The sequence below is a fragment of the Streptomyces sp. NPDC016677 genome, from assembly GCF_055562815.1.
In genome coordinates, this window is record NZ_JBVHEO010000005.1 from 138,994 (window position 1) to 157,078 (window position 18,085).

12 protein-coding genes are annotated in these 18,085 nt (G+C 71.6%); 5 read left to right on the forward strand and 7 right to left on the reverse strand.

The window, feature by feature from the left end:
* Positions 1–4: 4 nt before the first annotated feature.
* Positions 5–907, forward strand: coding sequence for an LLM class flavin-dependent oxidoreductase (locus ACZ3IG_RS16820; RefSeq protein ID WP_467432670.1), 903 nt, complete (start codon positions 5–7; stop codon positions 905–907).
* 229 nt (positions 908–1,136) lie between these two features.
* On the forward strand, positions 1,137–2,006 hold the full coding sequence (locus ACZ3IG_RS16825) for a Cof-type HAD-IIB family hydrolase (RefSeq protein ID WP_467432672.1): 870 nt from the start codon (positions 1,137–1,139) through the stop codon (positions 2,004–2,006).
* 72 nt (positions 2,007–2,078) lie between these two features.
* On the opposite strand, the gene ACZ3IG_RS16830 is transcribed toward ACZ3IG_RS16825, so the two are convergent.
* The 5 genes from ACZ3IG_RS16830 to hisC all read right to left on the reverse strand — a co-directional run bounded on the left by ACZ3IG_RS16830 (position 2,079) and on the right by hisC (position 11,153).
* Positions 2,079–3,122 carry a M23 family metallopeptidase gene (locus ACZ3IG_RS16830; protein ID WP_467432673.1) on the reverse strand — a complete coding sequence of 348 codons (1,044 nt, stop codon included), beginning with the start codon at positions 3,120–3,122 and terminating at the stop codon, positions 2,079–2,081.
* A 308-nt stretch (positions 3,123–3,430) separates the two neighbouring features.
* Complete coding sequence (gene cydD, locus ACZ3IG_RS16835) at positions 3,431–7,120, reverse strand: thiol reductant ABC exporter subunit CydD (RefSeq protein WP_467432676.1); 3,690 nt, start codon at positions 7,118–7,120, stop codon at positions 3,431–3,433.
* Positions 7,121–7,205: 85 nt separating this feature from the next.
* Entirely contained in the window at positions 7,206–8,210 is a 1,005-nt protein-coding gene (gene cydB, locus ACZ3IG_RS16840) for a cytochrome d ubiquinol oxidase subunit II (protein ID WP_467432678.1), read from the reverse strand.
* Positions 8,211–8,231: 21 nt separating this feature from the next.
* Positions 8,232–9,737, reverse strand: a complete 1,506-nt coding sequence (locus ACZ3IG_RS16845; protein WP_467432680.1) for a cytochrome ubiquinol oxidase subunit I — start codon at positions 9,735–9,737, stop codon at positions 8,232–8,234.
* Between the two features lie 336 nt (positions 9,738–10,073).
* Positions 10,074–11,153 carry a histidinol-phosphate transaminase gene (gene hisC / locus ACZ3IG_RS16850; RefSeq protein WP_467432683.1) on the reverse strand — a complete coding sequence of 360 codons (1,080 nt, stop codon included), beginning with the start codon at positions 11,151–11,153 and terminating at the stop codon, positions 10,074–10,076.
* 400 nt (positions 11,154–11,553) lie between these two features.
* Here hisC and ACZ3IG_RS16855 point away from each other — a divergent pair, with 400 nt between their 5' ends.
* The 3 genes from ACZ3IG_RS16855 to ACZ3IG_RS16865 all read left to right on the forward strand — a co-directional run bounded on the left by ACZ3IG_RS16855 (position 11,554) and on the right by ACZ3IG_RS16865 (position 15,066).
* Positions 11,554–12,666, forward strand: a complete 1,113-nt coding sequence (locus ACZ3IG_RS16855; protein ID WP_215169632.1) for a LacI family DNA-binding transcriptional regulator — start codon at positions 11,554–11,556, stop codon at positions 12,664–12,666.
* Between the two features lie 247 nt (positions 12,667–12,913).
* On the forward strand, positions 12,914–14,005 hold the full coding sequence (locus tag ACZ3IG_RS16860) for a metallophosphoesterase (RefSeq protein WP_467432684.1): 1,092 nt from the start codon (positions 12,914–12,916) through the stop codon (positions 14,003–14,005).
* Positions 14,006–14,187: 182 nt separating this feature from the next.
* A complete protein-coding gene (locus ACZ3IG_RS16865) occupies positions 14,188–15,066 on the forward strand; it encodes a hypothetical protein (RefSeq protein ID WP_467432687.1) in 879 nt (292 codons plus the stop codon).
* Between the two features lie 149 nt (positions 15,067–15,215).
* Here ACZ3IG_RS16865 and ACZ3IG_RS16870 read toward each other — a convergent pair whose 3' ends face one another.
* Positions 15,216–16,055: a hypothetical protein gene (locus ACZ3IG_RS16870; RefSeq protein WP_467433141.1), complete on the reverse strand. Its 840-nt coding sequence runs from the start codon at positions 16,053–16,055 to the stop codon at positions 15,216–15,218.
* Between the two features lie 118 nt (positions 16,056–16,173).
* Complete coding sequence (gene thiC / locus ACZ3IG_RS16875) at positions 16,174–17,985, reverse strand: phosphomethylpyrimidine synthase ThiC (RefSeq protein WP_467432688.1); 1,812 nt, start codon at positions 17,983–17,985, stop codon at positions 16,174–16,176.
* Between the last annotated feature and the right edge of the window lie 100 nt (positions 17,986–18,085).

Below are 18,085 nucleotides of genomic sequence, written 5' to 3' on the forward strand. Positions count from 1 at the left end.
ACGCATGACCCTGCGCCTGAGCACCGTGATCCTCCCCTACCGCCGCTGGCACGAGGGCGGCCGTTCGGCCTGGACACGGGCCGAGCAGCTCGGCTTCCACGCCGCGTACACCTACGACCACCTGTCCTGGCGCAGCTTCCGCGACGGGCCCTGGTTCGGTGCCGTACCGACGCTGACCGCCGCCGCGGTGGCCACCGAGCGGATGCGGCTGGGCACCCTGGTGACCTCGCCGAACTTCCGGCACCCGGTGACGCTCGCCAAGGAGCTGATCTCCCTCGACGACATCTCCGGTGGACGGATCACGCTGGGCATAGGAGCGGGCGGCACGGGCTTCGACGCCACCGCGCTCGGCCAGGAGCCCTGGACGCCGCGGGAGCGGGCCGACCGGTTCGCCGAGTTCCTCCAGCTCCTCGACCGGCTGCTGACCGAGGACACGGTCTCCTACGAGGGCGACTTCTACGCGGCGCACGAGGCGCGCACCATTCCGGGCTGTGTACAGCGGCCCCGGCTGCCCTTCGCGGTGGCCGCGACCGGTCCGCGCGGACTGCGGCTCGCCGCCCGGTACGGACAGGCGTGGGTGACCACGGGCGACCCAAAGCTGTTCGAGGACGGCACGCCCGAGCAGTCGGTGCGGGCGCTGCGGGCGCAGGCGGAGCGGCTGGCGGACGCCTGTGCCGGGATCGGCCGCGATGTCGGCGAACTCGACAAGGTGCTGCTCACCGGCTTCACCCCGGACCGCAACGAGCCGCTCCGGTCCCTGGACGCCTTCGTGGACTTCGCCGGACGCCACCGCGAGCTGGGCTTCACCGAGATCGTCGTCCACTGGCCGATCCCGGACTCCGACTTCGCCACGGACGAGAAGGTCTTCGAACGGATCGCCATGGAGGCGCCGGCCCAGCTGGCCTGAGGGCCCGCCGGGCGCACGGGCGGCAGATCCTGATGTTCGGCCACACGCAGGGGCGGCGGAGGTCTGAGATCCCGCCCCACGCAGGGGCGGCGGAAGTCTGAGGTCCCGCCCCGGGAGGTGGAGGTCTGAGGTCCCGCCCCACGCACGGGCGGCGGCACTGATGAGAGCCGTACCTCACAGATGGGCGGCTCCCGCACGTCCGTGCGGACCTTTACGTGACAATGGCCCGGTGACCTCAGCGACTCGACAGCCCCAGCCCCCGGCCGCCGCCGCTCGCCCCCGGCTCATCGCCACCGACCTCGACGGAACCCTGCTGCGCGACGACAAGTCGGTCTCGCCCCGTACGGTCGCCGCGCTGGCCGCCGCCGAGAAGGCCGGCATCGAGGTCTTCTTCGTCACCGGCCGCCCCGCGCGCTGGATGGACGTCGTCAGCGACCACGTGCACGGCCACGGCCTCGCCATCTGCGGCAACGGCGCCGCCGTGGTCGACCTGCACGGCGGCCCCGGCAGCCACCGGTTCGTGAAGGTGCGGGCCCTGGCCCGGGAGAACGCCCTGGACACCGTACGGCTGCTGCGCGAGGCGGCCCCCGGCACGGTGTACGCGGTCGAGCAGACGTACGGCTTCAACCAGGAGCCGGAGTACCCGAAGATGCACCTGGAGGTGCCCGACGTCCTCCGGCCGGCCGAGGAGCTGCTGGGGCCGGACGGCCCGGCTCCGGACGAGCCGGTGCTCAAGATCCTCGCCTTCCACCCCACCATCGAGCCCGACGCCTTCCTCACCCTGGCCCGCCTCGCCGTGGGCGACCGCGCCAACGTCACCCGGTCCAGCCCCAGCGCCCTGCTGGAGATCAGCGGCCCGGACGTCTCCAAGGCCAGCACGCTCGCCCTGTGCTGTGCCGAGCGCGGCATCTCGCACGAGGAAGTCGTCGCCTTCGGGGACATGCCGAACGACGTGGAGATGCTGACCTGGGCGGGACAGTCGTACGCCATGGGCAACGCCCACCCGGACGCGGTCGCCGCCGCCTCGGGGCGGACGGTCGCCAACAACGACGACGGGGTCGCCCTCGTCATCGAACAGCTGCTCGCACGGACCACCTGACACGAGTCACGCTCACGCTCGCGGTCACGTTCGCGGACGCGGTCTCGGACGCGGTCTCGGACGCGGCCACGATCAGATCGACACGCCCCGCTGGGCCAGCCAGGGCACCGGGTTCAGCGCCGAGCCCATGTCCGGGGTGAGCCGTACCTCGAAGTGCAGGTGCGGTCCGGTGGAGTTGCCGGTGCTGCCCGACTGCCCGATCCACTGGCCGGCCTCGACGCGGTCGCCCTGGTCGACGGCGACGCCGGCCAGATGCGCGTACTGCGTGTAGTAGCCGCCGGCGTGCTGGAGCACGATCTGGACGCCGAAGGCACCGCCGCACGACACCTTCACCACCCGCCCGGCCCCGACCGCCCGCACCGGCGTACCGACCGGCACGGCGAAGTCCTGCCCGGTGTGCCGGTCGGCCCACCGCGCCCCTCCGCTGCCGAAGGACGCGGACAGCTCGTACGTCTCCACCGGCGCCACCCAGTCGCGGCCGGAACGGGCGTCCGGCTGACCGAGACGGACGGCACCGGGACAGGACCCCGCTGCGGCCGACGCCTCGGACCGGCCCCGCAGCTTCGACCGGGCCGCCTCCAGCTTGCGCTCGATCTCCTTCTTGAGGGTGGCGAGTTCGGCGTTGCGCCGGTCCAGCTCCCGCCATGCCTCCTCGGCCTTCGCCTCACTGGCGGCCAGCCGGGCCTCGGCCCGCCGGCTCTTGCCGAGGGCGTTGCTGACGGCGAGGCCGGCCCGCGACGCGGCACGCTGACCGCGCATCAGCTCCTGCGGGTCGTCCGCGAGCAGCATCCGAGCGGTGATCGGCAGTCCGCTCCCGCCCCGGTACTGGGCGCGGGCGAGCCGGCCCAGGTCCTCGTCCAGGGCGGCGATCTCCCGGCGCTCCCGGTCGAGCAGCTGCTCGTACCGCTCGGCCTCGGCCCGCCGGACCTCTGCCTCGCGCCGTCCCTCCTCGTACCGCCGGGTCGCCGTGGCGGCGTCCTGGTAGAGCCGGGCGACCTCCGCGCCGGCGTCGGCACCGGGACCGGCGTCGCGGTCCGAGGCGGGACGGGCCGCGAGAACGGCGAGCGCGCACAGCAGCGCCGGAACGAACAGCGGGTGTCGGCGAGGTGAGCGCATGCCAGTGATCGTGGCCCCTGAGGACTCGCCAGGTCATCTTCAACTCGTACGGCCGGGGGACCGGTTGCTGCACACGGGGCATCGACGGCGCTCGGCCGGCCGTTCCGGCGAAGCAGTACGACGCTTCCGTACGACGGTCGTACCGGCCCCGCCCGCCCCGATGCCCGAGCCCGCCCACCCGGACCTCGACAGGACCCCGAACCCGCCCGCCCGGACCCGACAGGACCCCGAACCCGCCCGCCCGGACCCGACAGGCCCCGAACCCGTCCACCCGGACCCACCAGGTGCCCGGCACCCGGCGCCGCCACCTACCCTGCCGTCACCAGCAGGTCGGCGGCGGCCTCCCGCTCGGCCATCGACCGCAGCGGCCCCGGCCCGGCCGCCAGCTCCGCGAAGGTGCCGCGCTGCGCCACCCGTCCCGCGTCGAGCACGACGACCTCGTCGACGCTCTCCAGCCCGGCCAGCCGGTGCGTGATGAGCAGGGTCGTCCGTCCCTCGGTGGCGGCCAGGAGGTCGGCGGTGAGCGCGTCGGCGGTCGGCAGGTCGAGGTGTTCGGCGGGCTCGTCGAGCACCAGCACGGGGAAGTCGGCGAGCAGTGCGCGGGCCAGCGCGAGGCGCTGCCGCTGGCCGCCGGAGAGCCGGGCCCCGTGCTCCCCGACCAGGGTGTCCAGACCCTCGGGGAGGCTGTCGGCCCACTCCAGCAGCCGGGCCCGGCCCAGCGCGTCACGCAACTGCGCCTCGGTGGCGTCCTTCCTGGCCAGCAGCAGGTTCTCCCGCACCGAGCTGTCGAAGAGGTGCGCGTCCTGCGCGCACAGCCCGACGGACCGGCGTACGTCGTCGGTGTCCAGGGCGCGGGCGTCCACCCCGGCCAGCGTGTACGACCCCGCGCTGGGGTCCAGGAACCGCAGCAGCACCTGCGCCAGCGTCGTCTTGCCCGACCCGGACGCCCCGACCACGGCGATCCGGCGGCCTTCGGCCAGCGTCAGGTCCAGCCCGGCCACGGCCTCCCGGTCCTGCCCGGGGTGGCGCGCGGCGAGGCCCTTGACGACGAGCGGGAACGGCGTGGCGGGGGCCTGCCGGGGCCGCTCCGGCTCCCGTACGGGCTCGGGGGCGTCGAGCACCTCGTACACGCGCTCGGCGCCGCGTCGTACCCGCTGCCGGTACTGCACGGCGAGCGGCAGCCCGAGGACGGCCTCGAAGGCGGCGAGCGGAGTGAGGGCGACGACGGCCATGGCGACGCCGCCGAGCCGTCCGTCGGCGACCGCCTGGGCACCCACGAGGGCGGCCGTCACGACGGTCAGGCCGGAGATCAGCGCGGTGAGCCCGTCGCCGAGCGCGGTGGCGGTCGCCGCACGGGAGGTGATCCGGGTCAGCGTGGAATCGGCCCGGCGGGCGTCGGCCGCGCGTGCGGGCAGGGCCCCGGCCACGGTCAGCTCGGCGGTGCCGGTGAGCAGGTCGGTCACCCGGATGGCGAGCGCTCCCCGGGCGGGGGCCAGCCTGCGTTCGGCCCGGCGGGCCACGGCACCGGTGACCAGCGGGACACCGACACCGGCGGCGAGCAGACCGGCGGCGAGCACGGCCCCGGCCTCGGGCAGCAGCCAGGCCGTGAAGCCGACGGAGGCCGCCGAGACGACCATCGCGGAGCCGGCCGGCAGCAGCCAGCGCAGCCAGTAGTCCTGGAACGCGTCCACGTCGGCGACGAGCCGGGAGAGCAGGTCACCGCGTCGGCTGCGGCGCAGCCCGGCGGGCGCGATCCGCTCCAGCCGCCGGTAGACGGCGACCCGGGTGTCGGCCAGCATCCGCAGCACCGCGTCGTGCGACACCAGCCGTTCCGCGTAGCGGAAGACGGACCGCCCGATGCCGAAGGTACGGGTCGCCGTGACGGCCACCATGAGATACAGCACCGGCGGCTGCTGCGCGGCCCGCGAGATGAGCCACCCGGACGTGGCCATCAGGCCGACGGCGCTGCCGAGCGCGAGGCTGCCGAGCAGCAGGGCGAGCGCGAGGCGTCCCCGCCGGGCGGCGGACACCGCACGCACCCGGGCGAGCACGCCACGGCGGGCACCGGCGGCGGCGTCCGGGACGCCCGGACCACCGGCCTGGGCCACCGCGTCACCCGGACCACCGGCCTCGGCCACCGAACCATCCGAACCCGAACCACCCGGACCACCCGGACCACCCGGACCACCAGCCTCAGCGTCAGCCTCAGCCTCAGCCTCAGCCACCGCATCACCGGGACCACCCGCCTCAGTCACCGCTGCCACCGCTGCCACCGTGTCGACCGCGTCGACCGCAGTACCGAGCCGTTCCGAGCCCGACCGCTCCCCGACCGGATCCGGCACGCCCCGTCCCGAAGCCGCACCCCCTGGCTCCGCCAGCCGCACCACCCGGTCGGCCACCTCCAGCAGCGCCGGGCGGTGCACCACCAGCAGCACCGTCCGCCCCGCCGCCAGCCGCCGTACCGCCGCCACGACCTCCGCCTCGGTCGCCCCGTCGAGCGCGGCCGTCGGCTCGTCCAGCAGCAGGACGGGCCGGTCGGCGAGGAACGCCCGGGCCAGCGCCAGCCGTTGCCGCTGCCCGGCGGACAGCCCGGCCCCGTCCTCACCGAGCACCGTCTGCGCCCCCTCGGGCAGCGCGTCCACGAACGCCAGCGCCCCGGCGTCCCGCAGCGCACCGCGCACGGCGGCGTCGTCCGCTCCGGGCCGGGCCAGCCGTACGTTCTCGGCGATCGTCGTGGCGTACAGGTGCGGACGTTGCGGCACCCAGGCGACCTGGGCGTGCCACTCGGCCGGGTCCAGCCCGGCGAGATCGGCGCCGCCGACCCGCACCCGTCCCTCGGCCGGCCGCACGAAACCCAGCAGTACGTCGAGGAGCGTGGACTTGCCGGCCCCGCTCGGGCCGACGAGGGCGACCGTCTCGCCGGGCTCCACGGTGAAGCTCACGTCCGAGACGGCGTCCGCCGCGCGGCCGGGGTAGCGGACCGTCACGCCCTCGAAGGACAGCGCCCCGCTCGCGGGCACCGGACCGGTACCCGGCGCCGGAGCCGGCGTCTCCAGGACCTCGAAGATCTCCTCGGCCGCCGCGAGCCCTTCGGCCGCCGCGTGGTACTGCGCCCCGACCTGCCGCAGCGGCAGATACGCCTCCGGTGCCAGCACCAGCACGACCAGACCGTCGTAGAGGTTCATGTCGCCGTGGACCAGGCGCATGCCGATCGTCACGGCGACCAGGGCGACCGAGAGCGTGGCGAGCAGTTCCAGGGCGAAGGAGGAGAGGAAGGCGATCCGCAGCGTCCGCAGGGTCGCCTGCCGGTAGTCGTCGGTGATCTTCTTGATCGACTCGGCCTGCGCCTTGGCCCGGCCGAAGACCTTCAGCGTGGGCAGGCCCGCGACCACGTCCAGGAAGTGCCCGGACAGCCGGGACAGCAGCCGCCACTGCCGGTCCATCCGGGACTGGGTGACCCAGCCGATCAGCGCCATGAAGACCGGGATGAGCGGCAGGGTGACGACGATGATGGCCGCCGACACCCAGTCCTCGGTGACGATCCGGGCCAGCACCGCGACCGGGACGACCACCGCGAGCCCCAACTGCGGGAGGTAGCGGGAGAAGTAGTCGTCGAGGGCGTCGACGCCCCGGGTGGCCAGGGTGACCAGCGAGCCCGTGCGCTGTCCGGTCAGCCAGCCGGGACCGAGGGCGGTCGCCCGCTCCAGCAGCCTCCCGCGCAGCTCGGACTTGACCGCCGCGCTCGCCCGGTGCGCGGCCAGCTCGGTGAGCCACCCCACCAGGCCCCGGCCGACGGCGACGGCCACCAACAGCAGCAGGGGAGTGCGCAGTTCACCGGCGGCCAGACCCTTCTGGAAGGCGCCCACCACGATCTCGGCGATGAGCATCGCCTGGGCGATGACCAGCCCCGCGCCGACGGCGCCCAGGGCGACGACGGCGATCAGGAAGAGCCGGGTGGTGCGGGCGTACCGCAGCAGACGTGGATCGATCGGTTTCACGTGAAACACTCCCCGACCGGGCTCAGTGCTCGGACTCAGCGCTCGGCTCAGTGCTTGGCTCAGTACTCGGACTCAGCACTCGGACTCAGTGCGTGGCTTCGGCGAGGTGCTGGGTACCGATGCGCTTACGGAAGACCCAGTACGTCCATCCCTGGTAGAGCAGGACGGCGGGCGTGCCGATCGCCGCCAGCCAGGTCATGATCTTCAGGGTGTACGGGCTGGACGAGGCGTTGGTGACGGTGAGGCTCCAGTCCGCGTTCAGCGTGGACGGCATGACGTTCGGGAACAGCGTCAGGAACAGCATGGCCACGGCGGCCACGATGGTGACGCCGGAGAAGGTGAACGACCACCCCTCGCGTCCGGCCTGGTTGGCCACGAGCGCGGCGACCAGCGCGGCGACGGCCACCACCAGCGCGACCAGGCTCGCGCCGTCACCGCTGTCCACCTGGGTCCACGACAGGAAGACCAGGGCCAGCACCGCCGTGACCAGGCCGACCCGCAGCGCCAGCTTCCGCGCCCGCTCCCGGATCTCGCCGACCGTCTTGAGCGCCGTGAACACCGTCCCGTGGAAGGTGAACAGCGTCAGCGTCACCAGGCCGCCGAGCAGGGCGTAGGGGTTGAGCAGGTCCCCGAGGGTGCCGACGTACTCCAGGTCCCGGTCGATCTTCACGCCGCCGACGATGTTGCCGAAGGCCACGCCCCACAGGAACGCGGGGATCAGCGAGGTCCAGAAGATCGCGTGCTCCCAGTTGCGCTGCCAGCGCTCCTCGGGCCGCTTCACCCGGTACTCGAAGGCCACGCCCCGGATGATCAGGCACAGGAGGATGACCAGCAGGGGCAGGTAGAAGCCGGAGAACAAGGTCGCGTACCACTCGGGGAAGGCGGCGAAGGTGGCGCCGCCGGCCGTGAGCAGCCAGACCTCGTTGCCGTCCCAGACCGGGCCGATCGTGTTGATCAGCACCCGCTTCTCGGGCCGGTCGCGGGCCAGCAGCTTGGTCAGGACGCCGACCCCGAAGTCGAAGCCCTCCAGGAAGAAGTAGCCGGTCCACAGGAAGGCGATGAGAACGAACCAGACGTCGTGCAGTTCCATGACTGTGCAGCTCCCTTGCGCCTAGTACGAGAAGGCCATCGGCTTGTCGGCGTCACGGGCCTCGCCGCCGATCTTCGTGGGCGGGTTGAGGTCGGCCTCGGTCAGTTCGGGCGGGCCGGCCTTGACGTACTTCGCCATCAGCCTGACCTCGATGACGGCCAGGACGGCGTAGAGCAGGGTGAAGGCGGTCATCGAGATGACGACCTCGGTCGTCGAGACACCGGGGGAGACCGCGTCGCGGGTCTGGAAGAGGCCGTAGACGACCCAGGGCTGGCGGCCCATCTCGGTGAAGATCCAGCCCCAGGAGTTGGCGATCAGCGGGAAGCCCATCGTCCACAGGGACAGCAGCCAGTACAGGCGGGTGAGGCGGTTGCCGAGCGGCTTCCTCAGCAGGACCAGGTGCGGCACCTCGTCGTCGCCGGTCCGCCAGGCGGCCGGCAGCAGGAACTTCTTCCGCGTCAGCCACAGTCCGGCCAGGCCGAGGGTGAAGGACGCCATCCCGAAGCCGATCATCCAGCGGAAGCCCCAGTAGGCGACGGGGACGATGGGCTTGTAGTCGCCGGGGCCGAACTTCTCCTGCTCGGCCTTGTTGGTGTCGTTGATGCCGGGCACGTACGAGTCGAAGTCGCTGTGGGCGAGGAAGGACAGCAAGCCCGGGATCTCCAGGGCGACCTTGTTGTGGCCCTCGTCGACGTCCCCGTAGGCGAAGACGGAGAAGGGCGCCGGTTCCTCGCCGTCCCACAGCGCCTCGGCCGCGGCCATCTTCATCGGCTGCTGCTCGTACATGACCTTGCCGAGGGTGTCGCCGCTGATCGCGGTGAGCAGGCCGCCCACGGCGAGGGTGACCAGGCCGAGGCGGAGCGAGGTCCGCATCACCGGGACGTGCTTCTTGCGCCGCAGGTGGAAGGCGGCGATGCCGACCATGAAGGCGCCGCCGGTCAGGAAGGCCGCGGAGAAGCTGTGGAAGACCTGGTTGAGCGCGGTGTTCTGGGTGAGGACCTGCCAGAAGTCGGTCAGCTCCGCCCGGCCCTTCTCCTCGTTGATCCGGTACCCGACCGGATGCTGCATCCAGGAGTTGGCCGCGAGGATGAAGTACGCCGACAGCAGCGTGCCGATCGAGACCATCCAGATGCAGGCCAGGTGGATCTTCTTGGGCAGCTTGTCCCAGCCGAAGATCCACAGGCCGATGAAGGTCGACTCGAAGAAGAAGGCGATCAGCGCCTCGAAGGCCAGCGGGGCGCCGAAGATGTCCCCGACGAAACGGGAGTAGTCGGACCAGTTCATGCCGAACTGGAACTCCTGGACGATGCCCGTGACCACGCCCATCGCGATGTTGATCAGGAAGAGCTTGCCCCAGAACTTGGTCGCCTGGAGGTACTTCTCCTTGCCGGTGCGCACCCACGCGGTCTCCAGACCGGCCGTGAGGGCGGCCAAGGAGATGGTCAGGGGTACGAACAGGAAGTGGTAGACGGTCGTGATGCCGAACTGCCAGCGCGCCAGGGTCTCCGGCGCCAGAGCCAAGTCCACGTCGTCACTCTCCTCACATCGCCGTGGTCAGCGGCAGATTGCGCGTGTACGACACACCCATATCGGGAGCGATCCGACACGCTTGTGAACGCGTTCACATTCACAAGCAATTATGACCTACAGCTTTTCGACGCCGGACGGGGGGTCCCCTGTGACGTCAACCCCTCGGGCGGGCCTTCCCAAAGGCCGTTGAGCGCCGTACCTGGCACGGAAGGCCCGTTTCACGTGAAACGGACGCGAACAGGGCACGAAAAGGCGCCCCGCGAAGTGACCAACACCACTCCGCGAGGCGCCCTCAGCCTCCTGCACCGCGCACGGACCGCGATGCACCGCGCCCTACAGCCCCTTGCGGAACCCTTCCGCCACCTTCAGGAAGATGTCGTTCGCCTCGTTCTCCCCCACCGTCACCCGCACCCCGTCACCCGGGAACGGCCGGACCACCACCCCGGCCCGCTCACACGCCTCGGCGAAGGCGACCGTGCGCTCCCCCAGCCGCAGCCACACGAAGTTGGCCTGCGTCTCCGGCACCGTCCAGCCCTGGGCCCGCAGGCCGTCGACCACGCGCGTGCGCTCGCACACCAGCGAGCCGACCCGGCCCAGCAGCTCGTCCTCGGCCCGCAACGAGGCGATCGCCGCCTCCTGGGCGATCTGGCTCACACCGAACGGCACCGCCGTCTTGCGCAGCGCCGCCGCCACCGGCTCATGGGCCACGGCGAAACCGACCCGCAGCCCGGCGAGCCCGTACGCCTTGGAGAAGGTCCGCAGCACACACACGTTGGGCCGCTCCCGGTAGAGCTCGATGCCGTCCGGCACCCGGGGGTCGCGGATGAACTCGCGGTACGCCTCGTCCAGCACCACCAGCACATCGCCGGGCACCCGGTCCAGGAACCGCTCCAGCTCCTCGCGCCCCACCACCGTGCCGGTCGGGTTGTTGGGGTTGCACACGAAGATCAGCCGGGTCCGGTCGGTGATCGCGTCGGCCATGGCGTCCAGGTCGTGCACGTCACCGTCGGTCAGCGGCACCTGGACCGCCCTCGCGCCGCTGATCCGCGTGATGATCGGGTAGGCCTCGAAGGACCGCCAGGCGTAGATCACCTCGTCGCCGGGGCCGGCCGTCGCCTGGAGCAGCTGCTGGGCGACACCCACCGAACCGGTGCCGGTGGCCAGGTGGGAGGCCGGGACGCCGAACCGCTCGGACAGCTCGGCCATCAGCCCCGTACAGGCCATGTCCGGGTAGCGGTTGAAGGCGCCGGCCGCCGCGAGGACGGTCTCCATCACGCCCGGCAGCGGCGGATACGGGTTCTCGTTGGAGGACAGCTTGTAGGCCGCCGGCCCGTCGGCCGCCACGGGCTTGCCCGGCTTGTAGGTGGGGATCCCGTCCAGCTCGGCGCGCAGCTTGGGGCTCGTCTCGCTCACCGCAGTCCTCCTCGTGACCACCACCGGCTTCGAATACTTCTCACCTTAAGAGGATTCGGCTCCGGTGCGTACAGGCGAGGACGAGCCACCCGGCCCCACCGACATCAGGGGCATCAGCGCCCGAAGGCGTACGTTCCATAGGGGCGCCCCTACATATATCTATGCGCCGGTGGCTCGCGCCGTGGCGCGCGTCCCCCGTAGTGGTGAGTTGAGACCTCTTCGCAACATCGCACTCTTGGCAGGCCCACGTGCACCGACACGCTACGTCCGTGGGTAGCTTGCCGCAACTGACTTACTTTCCAAGGCAGTTGACCCACTGCGACCATGCAGAAACGTGCCTGTCAACGCGTGCATATGCGTCCGCCCTACCCCACTCCATGAGCCCTACTATCGGCTCGCCATGACAGCAGCAGGGAAGCACCAGGTGAGCCGCGCGGAAACCTCACGTCGAGGCAGCCGGCCGGGCCGGGCGGGCATCAGAGACGTCGCCGCCGCCGCCGGAGTCTCCATCACGACCGTCTCCGATGCCCTCAACGGCAAGGGCAGGCTCCCGGACGCCACCCGCCGCCATGTCCGCGAGGTCGCCGACCGGCTGGGCTACCGGCCGTCGGCCGCCGCCCGAACACTGCGCACCGGCAAGTCGGGACTCATCGGCCTGACGGTGACGACGTACGGGAATGAACCTTTCACCTTCACGGAGTTCGCGTACTTCGCCGAGATGGCGCGGGCCGCCACGTCGGCCGCGCTGGCCCGCGGCTACGCGCTGGTCATCCTCCCCGCGACCTCCCGGCACGACGTGTGGTCCAACGTCGCCCTGGACGGCACGGTCGTCATCGACCCCTCCGACCAGGACCCGGTCGTCAGCGAACTGGTCCGCCAGGGACTGCCGGTCGTCTCCGACGGGCGCCCGGCCGGGACGCTCCCGGTCACGGCCTGGGTGGACAACGACCACGAGGCGGCCGTCCTCGGCATCCTCGACCACCTCGCCGACGCCGGCGCCCGCCGGATCGGCCTGCTCACCGGCACCACCACCGACACCTACACCCACCTGTCGACCACCGCGTACCTGCGCTGGTGCGAGCGCGTCGGCCAGGACCCGGTCTACGAGGCCTACCCGGCGCACGACCCGTGCGCGGGCGCCGTCGCCGCCGACCGGCTGCTCGCCCGCCCGGACCGGCCCGACGCCGTCTACGGCCTCTTCGACCCCAATGGCACCGACCTGCTCGCCGCGGCCCGCCGCTACGGGCTGCGCGTCCCCGACGACCTGCTGCTGGTCTGCTGCAGCGAGTCCACCGTGTACGCCAACACCGAGCCGCCCATCACCACCCTGTCGCTCAAGCCGCGCCGCATCGGCACGGCCGTGGTGCAGCTGCTGATCGACGCCATCGAGAGCGTCGAGGCCAACCAACCGGTCGAGCAGGTGATACCGACCGAGCTGATCGTGCGGACTTCCTCACAGCGCCGGCCGCCCCGCACGACCGTCAGCCCGCCGCGCTCGCCCGAGGGTCAGTAGGGACCGCGGGAGCGCTCCCGCCCCCGGGCCGGGGACGGCGGGACAGATGGGGCGAGAGGTGACCGTGAGGTGACTGAGGGGCAGGAGAAGAGCGGGCCAATCGGGGCGAAAGCCGCGCCATGACGGGGACCTGTTCCGATTCACCACCCCTGGGTCATCACACAGCGCGATCCGCATTCCTATGATGGGCCCACGACACCGCGGGCCGCTGCGACCAGGCAGTCCGAAGCGGTGCAGATGCGGCGCGATGGTGGAGGGGTCGATGACTCAGGGGGCCGGTCAGGGACCCGAGGTGGAGCGGACGGCGACGTTGCGCGACTTCCGAGTACCCGCGTACGTCCACGAGACCGGTCCGTACGGCCAGGGCGCGCATCCCGGCGACACCGTTCCGGCGCCCGAGACGGCCGTGCCGGACGGGTACACGCCCACCGAGCGCGACCTGCCCGTCATCGACCGGCAGGACACGGCCCAGGTGGCCGCCGAGCCCGTACCGGTCCCGGCGGCGCCGCCCGCCACCGGCCCCGGTCCGCTGTACGTCGTGGGTGACGTGCACGGTTACCTCGACGAACTGGTGGCCGCGCTCCAGGCGCAGCACCTGATCGACGCCGAGGGCCAGTGGTGCGCGGGCACCGCCCGCCTGTGGTTCCTCGGTGACTTCACCGACCGCGGCCCGGACGGCATCGGCGTCATCGACCTGGTGATGCGGCTGTCCGCCGAGGCCGCCGCGGCCGGCGGTTACTGCAAGGCGCTGATGGGCAATCACGAGCTGCTGCTGCTCGGCGCCAAGCGGTTCGGCGACACGCCCGTCAACTCGGGCGCGGGCACCGCCACCTTCCAGGCGGCCTGGCTGCTGAACGGCGGCCAGAAGACCGACATGGACCGCCTCCAGGACCACCATCTGCAGTGGATGGCCCGGCTCGACGCCGTGGAGGAGGTCGACGGCCACCTCCTCGTCCACTCCGACACCACCGCCTACCTCGACTACGGCGGTTCCATCGAAGAGGTCAACGACACCATCCACGACACCCTCACGCGCAACGACGCGGACGAGGTGTGGGACCTGTTCCGCAAGTTCACCAAGCGCTTCTCCTTCCGTGACGAGGGCGGCGCCGACGCCGTGCGCTCACTCCTGGACACCTACGGCGGCACCCGCATCGTGCACGGGCACAGCCCCATCCCGTATCTCCTCGGCGAGGTCGGGTCCGAGGACGGCGAGGACGACTCCGGTCCGACGGTCGAAGGACCGCATGTCTACGCCGACGGACTCGCCATCGCGATGGACGGCGGCGTGACCATGGCCGGAAAACTGCTGGTCCAGCAACTGCCGATGCCCGACTGAGCATCCCCGGGACGGTCCGGGCCCCGGCGGCGGACCTACGGGCCGGCACCCAATTTCTGGAAACCCCCTGTCACCGCGCGGCGTCACCGCTCTACCATCGGCTTATCCGTAGCAGGCTCCCCTCCGTTTCTGCCCGACGGCTCGTTGGCATGCGAGCCCCAAGCCCTACGGAGCATCGGGGGATGCACATGAACAGCGTTCCGCAGTACCTGTTGAGCGAGGACCGCCAAGAATACGAGCGGGTTCTCAGCGAGGCGCTGCGCTCCGCACCACACCGCCCGGAACTGGCCGCCGTGGGACAGCGGCTCAGCTCGGAACAACTGCGCGCCATGGCGCTCGGCGCCACCGCCCTGATCACCGCGGCGGCGGCGACCGAGTACCAGCACTATGTGAAGGTCCGCGAGGAACTGCGTCACCCGGCGCCGTCCGCCTCGCCGTCGTCCGCCCGCGAACCGGGTTCCGCCGAGTCCGGTACGCACTCGATGGGCCTCGCCGCCACCATGGGCGAGGTCGTCGAGACCGCCGGCGCGGGCGCGGGCGCCGTCATCACGGTCCTGGCTCCCGTCCTGACCGGCACCGCAGCCGCGATCTTCCTGCTCGTCGGCTACGTTCTGAAGGTGATCGCCCCGGAGCAGGCGTTCGCCCGGACCATGCTCACCGCCGGCTGGGTGTTCGGTGCCCTGACGGCGATCACCATCCTCGTGGCCGCCGTCGGCCTGCTGACCACCGCGCTGCGCAACCGTCCCTCGGCCGAGGCCGCGGCGTACGGCGAACGCGACGGGGAGGTGAGGCGGGCCAGGGAAGCCTGGCGTACGGCCCTGCTGGAGCAGGGCATCGTGCCGTTCCTGCGCGACGCCCTGGCCGACCCGGCCGCGGCGCCGGCAGCGGCGTCCGGCGGTACGGGACCGTCCGCACCGGCCGGCCGTATGCCGCAACTCGGCTACGGGCGGCCCGGTTTCAGCAGCCCCGACGAGGGATCGAGCGCCGGTCCACGCCCGAGCTACTCGAGCCCGGACTACTCCAGCCCGGACTTCGGCGGCCCGGAACACCGGCCCGAGTGACCACCGGTGTGCGCTCCCCGGCGGCAGGTCCCGCCCTGGGGGAGCGCACGCCGGTGGCCTCCGGGTGGTTCCCCGAAGGCGCACCGCAGCGCGCCCGGAGGCGCATCGGATGGCCGTCTCCTCCTGCCGCCTGTGAACGCCGCCCCAGGTCACCGGGCCGGCCGGACCGCGCGGCTCAGCCTGGGTTGTGAGCGCAAGGCCGCCAGCCTGTGCTGCTCATCGGGACCGGACAGGCTCTCGCCCACGGCCAGCAGTGACAGGAGCCGCACGGGACGCCCGGCCGACGCCGCCGCCTCCAGCTTGTGATGGCCGTCGAGCAGGAAATGCGTCAGCCCCCAGTGCTCGTACTCGTCGGTCGAGTGGAGGCTCATCGCGGGCCGGCACAGGTCCAGTGTCGACACCGCGACCGCCGTCGGCACGGTTCCGCCCCGCATCCGCTCGACGTACTCCGCCACCCGTGCCCGGTCGTTCCACAGCGGAGGCACCATGGGTACGACGAACTCGTAGAGATGCGCGGTGTCGTCCACCACCGTCTCGAACGTGCGGTAGTACGGCGTGCGAGGGTGCTCTGGGAGGCCCCAGAACTGGTCGGGTCCCCACGTGGCCACCTGCTCGGTGCTGAAGTAGTCGCCCTCCTGCCCCGGAGTGACCAACCGCGGCTCGACAGGGAGCAGCATGGGAAGGTACTCGCCTTCCGGCAGCAGGGAGCCGAACGCGTCCAGGACGCGGTCGTCCAGGCCGGAGACCTGGCCGGCGAGCAGTTCCCGCATGCCCTCCAAGGACAGCGTCTGGTCGGCCCCCTCCAGCCGCTGGAACAGGAACTGGCACGTCCCGCACCACAGGGAGAGCTCGAACGCGGGCTTCCCGTCGAGCACCAGCAGCCGGCGCCGGGGCGCCGGCCCCGGGCCGTGGAGTTCCGTCTCGAACCTCAGTCTCGCCTCGGGTCCGGGACTTCCGATCCGGCGCGGTTCGCCCATGACCATGCTCATCACACGCACGACCGTACGAGGGTCCACCGCCACGCACCAAGCCGGTTCTCGACGACCAGCCCCTACGGGCGAGTGCTGGGTGGCGCCGCGCTCGGCGCCGGGGCCACCCAGCCGCCTCTCAGTCCGCGATGGGCAGGTAGACCCTGTTGCCCGCCTGCGCGAACTCCCTGGACTTCTGGAGCATCCCCTCCGCGACCTCCTCGGGAGACGCCCCCTCGGCCGCCGCGCCGCCGAACCGCTCGGTGATGCTGTGGCTGATCTTCATCGAGCAGAACTTCGGCCCGCACATCGAGCAGAAGTGGGCCGTCTTCGCGGGCTCCGCCGGCAGCGTCTCGTCATGGAACTCCCGTGCCGTGTCCGGGTCGAGGGCCAGGTTGAACTGGTCCTCCCAGCGGAACTCGAACCGGGCGTCGGACAGCGCGTCGTCCCATTCCTGCGCGCCCGGGTGCCCCTTGGCGAGGTCGGCGGCGTGCGCGGCGATCTTGTAGGTGATGACGCCGGTCTTGACGTCGTCGCGGTTGGGCAGGCCCAGGTGTTCCTTGGGCGTGACGTAGCAGAGCATGGCCGTGCCCCACCAGGCGATCATCGCGGCGCCGATGCCGGAGGTGATGTGGTCGTAGGCCGGAGCGACGTCGGTGGTCAGCGGGCCGAGCGTATAGAACGGGGCTTCATCGCAGATCTCCTGCTGAAGGTCGATGTTCTCCTTGATCTTGTGCATCGGGACGTGACCCGGGCCTTCGATCATGGTCTGTACGTCAAAACGCTTCGCGATCCGGTTGAGTTCCCCGAGCGTGCGCAACTCCGCGAACTGGGCCTCGTCGTTGGCGTCCGCGATCGACCCCGGCCGGAGGCCGTCACCGAGCGAGTAGGTGACGTCGTAGGCGGCGAGGATCTCGCACAGCTCCTCGAAGTGCTCGTACAGGAACGACTCCTTGTGGTGCGCCAGGCACCAGGCCGCCATGATCGAGCCGCCGCGCGAGACGATGCCGGTCTTCCGGTTGGCGGTCAGTGGTACGTACGGCAGGCGTACGCCCGCGTGGACCGTCATGTAGTCGACGCCCTGCTCGGCCTGTTCGATGACCGTGTCCTTGTAGACCTCCCAGGTCAGCTCCTCCGCCCTGCCGTCGACCTTTTCGAGGGCCTGGTAGAGGGGGACCGTGCCGATGGGCACGGGGGAGTTGCGCAGCACCCACTCGCGGGTGGTGTGGATGTTGCGGCCGGTGGAGAGGTCCATGACCGTGTCGGCGCCCCAGCGGGTCGCCCAGGTCATCTTCTCGACCTCCTCCTCGATGGAGGACGTCACCGCCGAGTTGCCGATGTTGGCGTTGACCTTCACCAGGAACCGCTTGCCGATGATCATCGGCTCGATCTCCGGGTGGTTGACGTTGGCCGGCAGGACCGCCCGGCCCGCCGCGATCTCCTCGCGTACGACCTCCGGCGAGACGTTCTCCCGGAGGGCCACGTACTCCATCTCGGGGGTGATCTCCCCACGGCGCGCGTACGCGAGCTGGGTCACCGCCTGCCCGCCGCGAGCGCGCCGGGGCTGGCGCGGGCGCCCGGGGAAGACCGCGTCCAGGTTGCGCAGTCCGCCGCGCGGAGAGGTGTGCTTGATGCCGTCGTCCTCGGGGCGCACGGGGCGGCCCGTGTACTCCTCGGTGTCGCCGCGGGCGATGATCCAGTTCTCCCGCAGCGGGGGCAGCCCCCTGCGCACGTCGGTGTCGACGAGCGGATCGGTGTACGGGCCCGATGTGTCGTACAGGGTGACCGACTGGCCGTTGGTGAGGTGCACCTGACGGACGGGCACGCGCAGGTCGGGGCGTGAACCCTCGACATACGCCTTGTGCCAGCCGATGGGCTTCCCGGCCGCCGCGGGCTCCTCCTGGGCGGAGTTCTGCGCGGAGGCAGGCGTGCGTGCGTCCTTGTTGGTCATGAGACCTACTCCCTACGCCGGCATTACCCGGTAACAGGTTCGGCGGTCGACGCAGCGGTGTCCGTCCTCCGACGCCTCGTGGGGAACATCACTCGATTTC

Excerpts from the sequence above, each read along its gene's own strand:
- ACZ3IG_RS16820 (WP_467432670.1), top strand. The coding sequence starts at position 5 with ATGACCCTGCGCCTGAGCACCGTGATCCTCCCCTACCGCCGCTGGCAC.
- ACZ3IG_RS16830 (WP_467432673.1), bottom strand. The coding sequence starts at position 3,122 with ATGCGCTCACCTCGCCGACACCCGCTGTTCGTTCCGGCGCTGCTGTGC.
- cydB (WP_467432678.1), bottom strand. The coding sequence starts at position 8,210 with ATGGAACTGCACGACGTCTGGTTCGTTCTCATCGCCTTCCTGTGGACC.
- ACZ3IG_RS16855 (WP_215169632.1), top strand. The coding sequence starts at position 11,554 with ATGACAGCAGCAGGGAAGCACCAGGTGAGCCGCGCGGAAACCTCACGT.
- ACZ3IG_RS16860 (WP_467432684.1), top strand. The coding sequence starts at position 12,914 with ATGGTGGAGGGGTCGATGACTCAGGGGGCCGGTCAGGGACCCGAGGTG.
- ACZ3IG_RS16865 (WP_467432687.1), top strand. The coding sequence starts at position 14,188 with ATGCACATGAACAGCGTTCCGCAGTACCTGTTGAGCGAGGACCGCCAA.
- ACZ3IG_RS16870 (WP_467433141.1), bottom strand. The coding sequence starts at position 16,055 with ATGAGCATGGTCATGGGCGAACCGCGCCGGATCGGAAGTCCCGGACCC.
- thiC (WP_467432688.1), bottom strand. The coding sequence starts at position 17,985 with ATGACCAACAAGGACGCACGCACGCCTGCCTCCGCGCAGAACTCCGCC.